This is a genomic window from Dyadobacter sp. CY261, assembly GCF_021440085.1.
Lineage (GTDB): Bacteria > Bacteroidota > Bacteroidia > Cytophagales > Spirosomataceae > Dyadobacter.
Map to the genome: position 1 here is coordinate 106,763 of NZ_JAKCPW010000016.1, position 10,569 is coordinate 117,331.

A 10,569-nucleotide genomic window follows, 5' to 3' on the forward strand; every position below is an offset into this window, starting at 1 on the left:
CTGTTTACTGCCATAAAGTTTCCACGCGGCTATTTATAACGTTAAAAAGCCGCTTTTTGGCTCTTAACAGGCATGATTCATATCAGTTTTAATAAAAAACTAATATTATTTGTAACTGATGGTTAGAAATCAAATTCCAGAATATCAGTATCATTGAGAAGTCGGTGGGTCAATTTCTCATGCTTTTTCTCGGAGCCCTGCAATGTCCAGCTGCCGGTTATGTGGTTACCGCTACGGCTTTGCTCACCCCGGAGGACTTTCAGGTCGTAGTCCGCAAAAAGCTCCTCATACATTTTCAAAGTTTTTTTCTGGTACACGCACATCAGCCGGTAATTCCGGATCTGGCTTTTGCGCCTGATCAATTTTTGCACCGGCGACAGGATCACAAGGGACATTCCCGAAATGACAAAACAGACAATCGTAACTTCATAAAATCCGGCGCCAATGCCCATTCCGACTGCCGCCGTCACCCACACGATCGCCGCCGTCGTAATCCCAACTACCCGATTGTTTTCCCGGAAAATGATCCCTGCGCCGATAAAACCGATCCCGGTCACGATATTTGCTGCAATGCGCCCCGCGTCCGAACTGATCTTGATCGAAAGGATCGTGAAAAGTGTCGATCCCATCGCAATCAATATCAGCGTCCGCAGCCCCGCCGATTTGCTCCTATACTCGCGCTCGGTGCCGATAATCGCGCCGAGGATAAAGGAAATAAGTAGTTTATAAATGTCTTCGGGGAGGAGTTCCATGTAATGTCGTTTGTCCTCAGAGGCTTTGTAACAGATCAGCTAATTCCTCAGAAGAGATATTTTCTTTGTCAGACTTGTCATAAATTGAAAGCAAAACCACCGTTTCCGAAAGTACTACCACAAACGTGATTACTCTTGCACCTCCACTTTTTCCTTTTCCTTTGCTTTTAATTGCTAATCGAATTTTAAAACAGTTTTGTCCCAGGGGAATACCTTGCGTTGGATCGGCGGAAAGGCTATTTACAAGCTTGATGACATCAGTTTTCAATGACGGATACCTTTTTGCCAACCGCTTCAATTCCCTGGTGAAGTTTCGGAAGCCTGAATTTTAAAGCTCATTCAAAATATCCTCGATGGGTCTTGTTTTTAGTGTGCCTTTTTTTAATGCAATCAAATCCTCTTTCAGATCGTCCAGTATCTGATCTTTCGTAGGCTCATCATCAATGATTTCCTCCTTCAAGACAGATACCAGTTCTGCCTGCTCCTGCCTGGACAGTTGACGAATTAATGCTAACAATTGCTCGAAAGACAACGGGATGTTCAAATTCACTGATTTTTCCATGGAATGGTATCTGGCTTTAAACAAATTTACAAAGAATCATTTAGCATTCATCCACTCCTCAATCTCCTCGGCTTCCAACGGAATTCCGGCCATCAGATCCACATTCCCATTCTCCGTGATCAGGATATCATTTTCCAGGCGGATGCCTAATCCTTCCTCGCGAATGTAGATGCCCGGTTCGCAGGTGAATACCATGCCGGGTTCGAAGCGGCGGTATTTGTTGCCGACGTCGTGAATGTCGAGGCCGAGGAAGTGGGAGGTGCCGTGGGGGAAATATTTTTTGTATGCTGGCGTGTCCGGGTCTTGCTTGGCAATATCCTCTTTGGTGATCAGGCCCAGGCCGATCAGCTCACTTTCCATGATGCGGCCGATTTCCTGGTGATATTCGTCCCAGATATTGCCGGGTACGAGCAAACTTCTGGCGGCTTTGAAAACGCGTAGGACGGCATCGTACACATCACGTTGACGCTTGGTAAACCGGCCGTTCACCGGGATGCTGCGGGTAAGGTCGGCACCATAGTTGGCATATTCGGCGGCTACGTCGAGGAGCAAGATATCGCCGTCTTTACAAACCTGATTATTTTGAATGTAATGCAGCACGCACGCATTGGCGCCGGATGCTATAATGGGCTGGTAGGAGAAGCCTTTGGAGCGGTTGCGCACAAATTCATGGAGCAATTCGGCCTCAATTTCAAATTCATGTACGCCAGGTTTGACAAATTTCAATACCCGCTCAAATCCCAGCTTTGTAATGTCGCAGGCCTTTTGAAGCAATGCGATTTCCCCGGGCTGCTTCACGGCGCGAAGCTGGTGCATAAGCGGAGCGAGGCGCACGAGGTGATGCAGTGGGTAACGCGATTTAAAGTCCTCAATATACCGGGCATCACGGGTTTGGACGGTCGAATCGTTGCGGGTGTGTTCGTTGGTGTTCAAATACACATGTTCCGCTTCGAAAACGATGTTGCCGAACACGGTTTCAAACTGGTGCGTCCAATAAATGCTTTGAATGCCGGTCGTGGCGCGGGCTTGCTCCTTAGTCAGTTTTTCGCCTTCCCAAACGGCGATCACCTCATTGGTTTCACGTAGGAAAAGCACTTCGCGAAACTTGGGATCGGGATGGTCGGGGAAGATAAGCAGGATCGTTTCCTCCTGGTCGACGCCAGTCAGGAAAAACAGGTCGCTGTTTTGTTTAAAGCCCATTGTGCCGTCTGCGTTGGTCGGCATAATGTCGTTGGAATTAAGAATTACCAGCGATTTAGGTTTGAGCAAAGTCGTTAAACGGCGTCTGTTTTCGATAAATAGCTTTTGGTCGATGGGGGAATATCGCATGTCTGTATTTTTTCTGGACGGGTAATTTATTTTGTAAAATTACGTTTATCTTGTTCAAAAATTTAAAATTCTGTAACCGCACGAAACAGTTTGAAACGTTACAGAAAAGTAAGATTGAAAGTGCGATTATACCAAATAGATTAAGAATACCTAACTAATGCCATTGATGAGAAGACTGCTTTTGCTTGCGTTTGCGTTGGTGCCGTTTGTGTTGTCAGCAAGCCCGAAATATTGGATTTATCTGAAAAATAAAGACCTCTCCGCAAGTCCAGCGGTTTCTGCATTGACGTTGGAGAACCGTCAGAAACTGGGTTTGGTTACTTCGGATGAAACCGATCTTCCGGTCCGGAAAGAGTACGAAGCAGCACTGCGCGGCCAGTCGGTTAGCATCATCAACAGGTCTAAATGGCTGAATGCCGTTTCCGCCAACCTGACGAGTGAGCAGGCGATGAAAGTGCGGGAGCTGGATTTTGTGGCGGATGTGGTCATGATAGACCCCGGTTTTTACATTGCCAAAACCCAACCGATCGAAAAGGCGCAAATGGCGCCAGTAATGTCGCAGGTTCAGGCTAATGCATTTTTGAAAGAAAATATCACTGCAAAAGACGTTACCATCGGTGTTATCGATGCCGGTTTCTATGGGGCTGATTCTTCGCTTTCACTTTCACAGGTTTTTTCAAACAAGAGAATACTTGGTATCCGCGATTACGTGAAACCTGGCCGCGCCGGTGACCTGCTTTTCAGCACGGCAGAATCGTTCTCGGATATGCATGGCACCGAGGTGCTCGCCGCCATTTCCGGAATCGATTACCAGGATCAGGTGCAGTACGGAATGGCCACGAATGCGAAGTTCTACCTTGCCCGCACAGACTATTCCATGCGCGAATACCGCGGCGAAGAAGATAACTGGATTGCCGCCATGGAATGGATGGACAGCCTCGGGGTTCGTTTGATCAATACATCATTAGGTTATGCCAAAGGCTTTTCTGATCCGAAGGAAAACTACACTCCTTCCCAAATGGATGGAAAAACGAGCGCTATTTCAAAAGCTGCGCAAATCGCTTCGGACAAAAAGGGAATTATGATTATCGTCTCGGCCGGGAATGAGGGTGACGACAAGAGCTGGGGCATCGTGTCTGCACCTGCGGATGCGAAAGGCGTACTTTCGGTGGGCGCTACGAACGGCAAACTATGGAACCGCATTGGTTACAGCAGCGTCGGGCCGGAGTTTTTGTCTTATGTTAAACCCAATGTTTCCTGCTTCTCATTGTACGGAACATCGCTTTCTGCCCCGGTGATCACCGGTTTTGCCGCCTGTTTGTTACAAGCCAATCCGCAGCTTTCCAACAAAGACTTGCTTTCACTGATCGAAAAATCTTCGCATTTGTATCCATACGGGAACAATTTCGTCGGCTATGGCGTACCGCAAGCTTCCCGTGCGCTGGCCCTTGCAAAAGCGCCCTATCTACCTAATAATTCAAAACTGATTATAGCCAAAGGCCGCACGTGCGAAGTGGACGTAACCAGCCAGGATTCCATGGTGGCGATTTACCGCAAGAAAAACGAAAAGGATGTGATCGCTCAGCAAGTTGCCAAAGTACAAAACGGCAAAGTCTCGCTGAAGCGCCAGAACAATGAGAAGTTCACCACCATCGATCTTCGTGACTACGTAGTGGAAGTGGAATGGGATTGACCCGCATAGGGTGACCCGCATAGGGTGGCCCGCAGAGGGTGACCAATCCGGCCTATGGCGACCTTCGGAGTCTTGCTTCTTCCAGGTCCAGTTCGTGTTCTTTGGTGCGGATCAATGCGTCGGAGCAGGCTCGTTCCTGCCTTAGTTTGACAATTTCTTCCCTTTTTACTTCAATAATTTCCAATAACATCGCGCGGTATTTTCGCACGTGAGTGATGGATGGCTTATCTTCTGAATGCAGGAGTTTATAATCTGCCATTTCGATGATCTTCTCATACCGTTCCTTCAAAAGCCGGAATGGTTCAAAATCCTGAATTTCACCGTCGTAATTGGATTTCATGTAGTCGAGGCTTACCACGGCCAATCGTGAGTTGACCTTGGCATTTTCCTCCTCCATGTTATTCCCGTCGTCTTTAATTTTCAACCATTTAATTAAAAATGGAAGGCTTAAACCTTGGAAAACGAGCGTAAAGAGGATGACGACGAATGTAATAAACAGGAACAGGTTGCGGTGCGGAAATGGCTGGCCTTTGATCATCAGCGGAACCGCCAATGCGGATGCAAGCGAAACGACGCCCCGCATGCCGGCCCAGGCCACTATAAACACAGGTTGCCACTTGGGTCGCTGCGGTTCTTTGCGACGTACCGAGCTGAACATGCGCGGAATGTAAGTCGCAGGGTAAACCCAGACAATGCGGATCAGTACTGTAACCAGGCTGATGACAACCGCATAGGATACCACTTCCACGACAGTATACTCATTCAGCCCCATCATCACTTCCGGTAGTTGCAGTCCGATGAGGATGAAAACAATGCCATTCAGCAGGAATACGACTGTTTGCCACACGTAATTCGTCTGCATTCGTGATTGGTAGGTAAACAACTCATGCGCCCGGAAGCTTAGAAACAAGCCTCCACTAACGACGGCCAGAACCCCCGAATAGTGGAAGTGTTCGGCAGTGATATACATTAAATAGGGTGAAATGAAGGTGAGCGCGGTATCAATGCTGGGCGTCGTTGGGAAAAAACGGTGCACGACATACAGCACATGAGCAATGGCGAGCCCAATCACGACGCCCATGGTGGCGACCATCAGAAAGTCGACCCCAGCTTTCCAAAGCACGAAATTTCCGGTCGTAATCGTCGCGAGCGCGACGCGGAATACGATCAGCGACGATGCATCATTGACGAGACTTTCACCTTCGAGAATGGTAACGACGCGCTTAGGGACTTTCAGTCCGTGCAATACCGAAGTTGCCGCAACCGCATCTGGTGGCGAGATAATGCCGCCCAGCACAAAGCCCATCGCCAATGTAAAACCTGGAATAATCGAATGCGAAATATAGGCGACCGCCGTGGCAGTAAACACGACTAAACCAATGGAAAGCAGCCCGATAGGTCGCCGCGCTGCCCAGAAATCTTTCCATGACGTGTTCCAGGCCGCCTCATAGAGCAGGGGAGGAAGGAAGATGAGGAAAACCCAGTCGGGTTCGAGTTCAAAATGCGGCATTCCGGGAATAAAGCTGATCAGCAGGCCGGCGATCACCAGGAAAATGGGATATGAAATGCCCACCTTTTCGCTGAGCATCGTGAGCATCGAAACCACGAAAAGAAGCGATATGATAAGCAGTAAATTTTCAAGGATCATATTTAAAAAAAGGAAGTTCGGGGATATAAAAGTATATAAATTGTAAAATTAACATCTAATAACTTTTGTGTGTGGTCGAGCACGCAAATGGAAATTTTGAATTATATTAGCACAAAAAATAGCGGTTTTGCTTATCTTTAATGCTTACAAGATCCTGAATCACTGGCATTATAAATCAAAAATCATCAAAAATCAGTCATTCCATCACCTAATCCTTAATTGCAATGAGTACTTCTCGGAGAGATGTTTTGAAAATGGCGGGAGTAGCACTGGCAGGTAGCACGCTGCCAACCTTCGCGATCCTGAACCCCAATCGTGCCTTCGCAGGCGTGAACGCAGACACCCTGAAGATAGGGTTGATCGGTTGCGGCGGACGTGGATCCGGTGCGGCTAACCAGGCTTTGAAAGCGGATCCCAATGTGGTACTGTGGGCGATGGGCGACATTTTCAAAGATAAAATGGATTCGTCGCTGGAAAACCTTACCAAAGTGCACGGTCCGAAAGTGAAAGTGGATGAAGAACGCAAATTCATTGGTTTCGATGCTTTCAAGAAAGTATTGGATTCGGGAGTAGATGTGGTATTGCTTGCAACGCCTCCTCATTTCCGCCCTGAGCACCTCACTGCCGCTATCAATGCAGGCAAGCACGTTTTTTGCGAAAAACCAGTTGCAGTAGACGCTCCCGGCGTTCGCAAGGTGCTGGATGCGGCGAAATTGGCAAAACAAAAGAATGTGTCCCTGATGTCGGGCTTCTGCTGGCGTTACCACGAGCCGAAACGCGCAAGCTTCGCACGGATCCTCGACGGCGCGGTAGGCGACATTACGGCGATCTATAACACTTATGATACCGGTACATTGTGGTCTTTCCCACGCGTGTCGGGCTGGACAGATGCTGAGTACGTTTTGCGTAACTGGACTTACTATACCTGGCTCGCCGGTGACCATATTGTAGAGCAGGCAGTTCACAGTATCGACATGATGGCCTGGGCGATGGGCGGCAAACTGCCGGTTTCGGTTGTAGGAACAGGCGGTCGTCAGGTTCGTACCGATGCATTATTCGGTAATATTTTCGACCATTTCTCGGTCGTCTACGATTACGACAATGGCGTGAAAGGTTTCCACCACTCGCGTCAGCAGGCCAACTGCGAAAACAGCTACCTGGTTCAAACGCTTGGAACCAAAGGAAGCGCTATGGTGAACTGTGCCCGTAACGTGCATGAAATTACCGGTGCTAACCCCTGGAAATACGAAGGCGTACAGAATGATATGTACCAGACAGAACACAACGAACTGTTTGCATCGATCCGCAGCGGCAAGCTCATCAATGACGGCGAGTTCATGGCGCACAGCACGCTGACCGCCATCATGGGCAGAATGGCTGCCTACACCGGCAAGCGCGTTACCTGGAATGAGGCATTGAACTCCACCGAGAAGCTGGGACCTGATACTTACAGCTTCGACATGAAACCACCGGTTGTAGAGGTGGCCAAGCCAGGTATCACAGCATTCTCCTGACCCTATGCAAAGACGAGAATTTATTAAAAACACCGCCATGGCAGCATCTGCCGTGGCGGTCACTTCTTCGGTGCTATCTACCGCCGATGCTGCTACAGCCGCACGTCCGATGGTGAAGAAAAGCCTAATGTGGGGAATGGTAAAGGAAGAGTTATCAGTAATGGACAAGTTTAAGTTACTGAAAGATCTGGGTTATGATGGTGTTGAGCTCGATTCTCCGGACAAACTGGACATGAAAGAGGTCCTCGCTGCCAGAGATAAAACTGGTTTGCTCATTCCGGGAACGGTAAATTCAATGCACTGGAAGCTGCCATTGTCTGATCCTGATCCCAAGAAGCGCGAAGAATGCGTCAAGTCAATTGAAAAAGCATTGTGGGATACTAAGGAGTATGGTGGCAGCACGGTACTCGTTGTGCCGGGGGTAGTGAACGCGACTGTTACCTATGGTGAAGCCTATGAGCGCTCTCAGGCAGAAATCCGTAAGCTACTTCCCATCGCTGAAAAAACAGGTGTCAAGATAGCTATCGAAAACGTTTGGAACCAGTTTCTGCTGAGTCCATTGGAAGCAGCAAAGTTTGTTGATGATTTTAAGCACCCCATGGTTGGCTGGTACATGGATATCGGAAACGTACTACGTTACAGCTGGCCGGTTTCCTGGATTGAGGCGCTGAACAAACGTATTTTGAAGCTCCATTTGAAGGAGTATAGCTTGAAAAAGCAAAATGACCTCGGTCTTTGGAAAGGCTTCGACGTAGAGTTGATGGAAGGCGATTGCAACTGGGCGGAAGTGAATAAGGCATTGCAAAAGGTGGGCTATTCGGGCTGGGCTTCCGCGGAAGTAGCCGGTGGCGACAGGAAACGTTTACTCACCATCCGTGAGAAGATGGATCTCGTTTTTAATGCGTAGTTACAGTTATTACAAATAGCAGGATAAGCCCGGATATTGCCGGGCTTTTTCTTTATAGCTTGGGATAAATAGAAGGAATTTGTAGTATAGAAATACCTGATAAATTATTCATCTTGTAATTCGAAACGCAATGGCACACTATGTATGTACTATGAATTTATATCCTCCCTGAGTGAAATCTTACCTATTGAAGATCAGACCAGGATTCTGTTCCAGCAAAAGCTTAAGGTTGTGAAAATCCCGAAGGGCAAGATACTGCTATCAGAAGGCGAATTATGTGACAAACTCTGGTATTTGCAATCGGGACTAGTGAGGGGTTACCATTTCGCTGCCGACGGCCAGGGCAATTTCCGCGACGTCACCGATTGGTTTGCGAATGAAGCCGACTTTTTTCATGCCGCCGACAGCTTCGTAAAGCAAGTCCCTTCCCGCGAATGCATTGAAACGCTGGAAGCATCCATTCTCATTTACATCACCAGAACGGACCTTTATCAACTTTACGCCAATCATCCCGAAGCTTGCTGCATTGGTCGCATCATCGCCGAGCGCTTGCTGCTAACCCACCACGACCTGTTGCGCGACATGCGCACGCTATCCGCACCCGAGAAGCTGGAATCCTTCCGAAAACGCTCCCGCGAACTCTTCAACCGCGTCCCGCAGAAATACATTGCCTCGTATTTGGGCATCTCCGAAAACTACGTCAGCAAGCTGAAAGCGAGGCCCTAAATTTCCTTCCTTTTTGTAGGTCTGATCCTTCTTTTTCCCAGAATAGGTGTGGTTTGTTCTGTTTTTATTTGTACAAAAAACGCAAATAATATGAGAAAGGCTATGCAAACAGTTGGATGTTCGGTTTTTGCCCTGTTTTGGATCGTAGGAATGGCAAGAGGCCAACCGTTAGATGCCTTTACGAAGACGAAGGAATACATTGATCAGGATGTGAAACGGCACCGGTGGGAGCTAAATGTGAATTTTCATTCGATAATCGTGCAAGATGTTGACGGACCAGTAACCTATCCATTTTTGTTAAAGCTTAATTACGGCTCGCAAGTGAAAACGAAAGCTTGGCGTTTTCTTGCAAGCCCCTACGGGAACAACATTAGGCAAACTACTATTCCTGATACTACAAATCGATCTCATGGCAAGGTTAACAACTATTTTTGGCAACCCATGTTTGCCGTCGGGCATGAGTGGCAGCGGATTTACGGACGAACAAGCCTTTTTGGTGGTTGTGATCTGGCGACCCATTTCAGTCGCAGTAAGGTAATACTTCACGACCAACTTTTCGATGATGAGGATGGTGTCAAATCGAGGGGAACGCAAGTTCTTAAGTACCGGCATGACCTGTTTTGGATCGGGACCTTTATCGGTGCCAAACTTTTTCTTAATCATCGAGTTGCCGTATCTCTTGAGAGCCATTTTTTAATCATTTACTCTAAGGATATAGCTACCAGTCATTTCAATGAAAAGCAAATAGCATATAGCCAAACTACTTCACATGGCACAGTGCCGATACCATTGTATTCGATCAATCTTGGTTACAATTTTTAACACATTATGCAACTTGATATGAAATCTTTCAAAATAATCCATGTCTTCCTGATGCTTTTTGCATCTCATGCGCGTTCGCATTAGTTGACCCGGTTGTCTACATCCAGGGAAGCAAGGCAAGTTCTATTTTCGATGGAATTGATTTTTATGGGTTGGAACCCAGTGGAGGGACTTATCTCAATGAGTATTACTACTTTCCAAAGATAGATGTCGATGCCCAAAACAGTAGCGTACCACAAAATGCCACGGTAACGTATGAGTGGATAATAGTTGGTGGGAATGCTGTGAGTGCTAAAACGGCACAAAATCTCAGTGCGAAATGGAACAACACTGTAAATTATAATAGCGGCGTTCCGACAAAGACACTCCGATTAAAGGTTACCTACACATGGACGCCACAGGGCGGTTCTAAGCAAACGAAAGTCATTAATAGTGTCCGTGCTAATGGAGCTAATGAAGCGCAGCCCATCGAGGTGAAATACATCAGCCACTTCCTCCGTGTGTGCAATGACCACTGCAAACTGAAGTACTCCCTATTTTCAAGACCAGCGATTGGCTATTGTTAATTTAGATTAAGCGGCATTCAGATAAAGGGTTATGGGTTTCTTGCGGTCAA

Annotated in this window: 11 protein-coding genes; 6 read left to right on the forward strand and 5 right to left on the reverse strand. The window is 47.5% G+C overall.

The window, feature by feature from the left end; genetic code table 11:
* Window positions 1-122: 122 nt before the first annotated feature.
* From LZD49_RS30515 to LZD49_RS30530, 4 genes are read right to left on the reverse strand one after another with little or no spacing between them, the layout of a single operon-like run.
* A complete protein-coding gene (locus tag LZD49_RS30515; protein WP_234671851.1) occupies window positions 123-752 on the reverse strand; it encodes an MgtC/SapB family protein in 630 nt (209 codons plus the stop codon).
* Window positions 753-768: 16 nt separating this feature from the next.
* Window positions 769-1,020, reverse strand: coding sequence for a type II toxin-antitoxin system RelE/ParE family toxin (locus LZD49_RS30520; RefSeq protein ID WP_310590512.1), 252 nt, complete (start codon window positions 1,018-1,020; stop codon window positions 769-771).
* 60 nt (window positions 1,021-1,080) lie between these two features.
* Window positions 1,081-1,314 carry a hypothetical protein gene (locus tag LZD49_RS30525; RefSeq protein WP_234671853.1) on the reverse strand — a complete coding sequence of 78 codons (234 nt, stop codon included), beginning with the start codon at window positions 1,312-1,314 and terminating at the stop codon, window positions 1,081-1,083.
* 36 nt (window positions 1,315-1,350) lie between these two features.
* Window positions 1,351-2,643, reverse strand: a complete 1,293-nt coding sequence (locus LZD49_RS30530; RefSeq protein WP_234671854.1) for an aminopeptidase P family protein — start codon at window positions 2,641-2,643, stop codon at window positions 1,351-1,353.
* A gap of 166 nt (window positions 2,644-2,809) precedes the next feature.
* Here LZD49_RS30530 and LZD49_RS30535 point away from each other — a divergent pair, with 166 nt between their 5' ends.
* Complete coding sequence (locus tag LZD49_RS30535; protein WP_310590513.1) at window positions 2,810-4,336, forward strand: S8 family serine peptidase; 1,527 nt, start codon at window positions 2,810-2,812, stop codon at window positions 4,334-4,336.
* A gap of 52 nt (window positions 4,337-4,388) precedes the next feature.
* On the opposite strand, the gene LZD49_RS30540 is transcribed toward LZD49_RS30535, so the two are convergent.
* On the reverse strand, window positions 4,389-5,984 hold the full coding sequence (locus LZD49_RS30540) for a Na+/H+ antiporter (protein ID WP_234671858.1): 1,596 nt from the start codon (window positions 5,982-5,984) through the stop codon (window positions 4,389-4,391).
* A 254-nt stretch (window positions 5,985-6,238) separates the two neighbouring features.
* On the opposite strand from LZD49_RS30540, the gene LZD49_RS30545 reads away from it, so the two are divergent.
* From LZD49_RS30545 to LZD49_RS30565, 5 genes are all read left to right on the forward strand, one after another.
* On the forward strand, window positions 6,239-7,498 hold the full coding sequence (locus tag LZD49_RS30545; RefSeq protein WP_234671863.1) for a Gfo/Idh/MocA family protein: 1,260 nt from the start codon (window positions 6,239-6,241) through the stop codon (window positions 7,496-7,498).
* A 37-nt stretch (window positions 7,499-7,535) separates the two neighbouring features.
* On the forward strand, window positions 7,536-8,405 hold the full coding sequence (locus LZD49_RS30550) for a sugar phosphate isomerase/epimerase (RefSeq protein ID WP_234671859.1): 870 nt from the start codon (window positions 7,536-7,538) through the stop codon (window positions 8,403-8,405).
* 231 nt (window positions 8,406-8,636) lie between these two features.
* The gene (locus LZD49_RS30555; protein ID WP_234671860.1) at window positions 8,637-9,131 is read left to right on the forward strand and encodes a Crp/Fnr family transcriptional regulator; all 495 of its coding nucleotides are present in this window, start codon (window positions 8,637-8,639) and stop codon (window positions 9,129-9,131) included.
* A gap of 90 nt (window positions 9,132-9,221) precedes the next feature.
* Entirely contained in the window at window positions 9,222-9,953 is a 732-nt protein-coding gene (locus tag LZD49_RS30560; protein WP_234671861.1) for a hypothetical protein, read from the forward strand.
* A gap of 152 nt (window positions 9,954-10,105) precedes the next feature.
* Entirely contained in the window at window positions 10,106-10,519 is a 414-nt protein-coding gene (locus LZD49_RS30565; RefSeq protein WP_234671862.1) for a hypothetical protein, read from the forward strand.
* Window positions 10,520-10,569 lie beyond the last annotated feature (50 nt).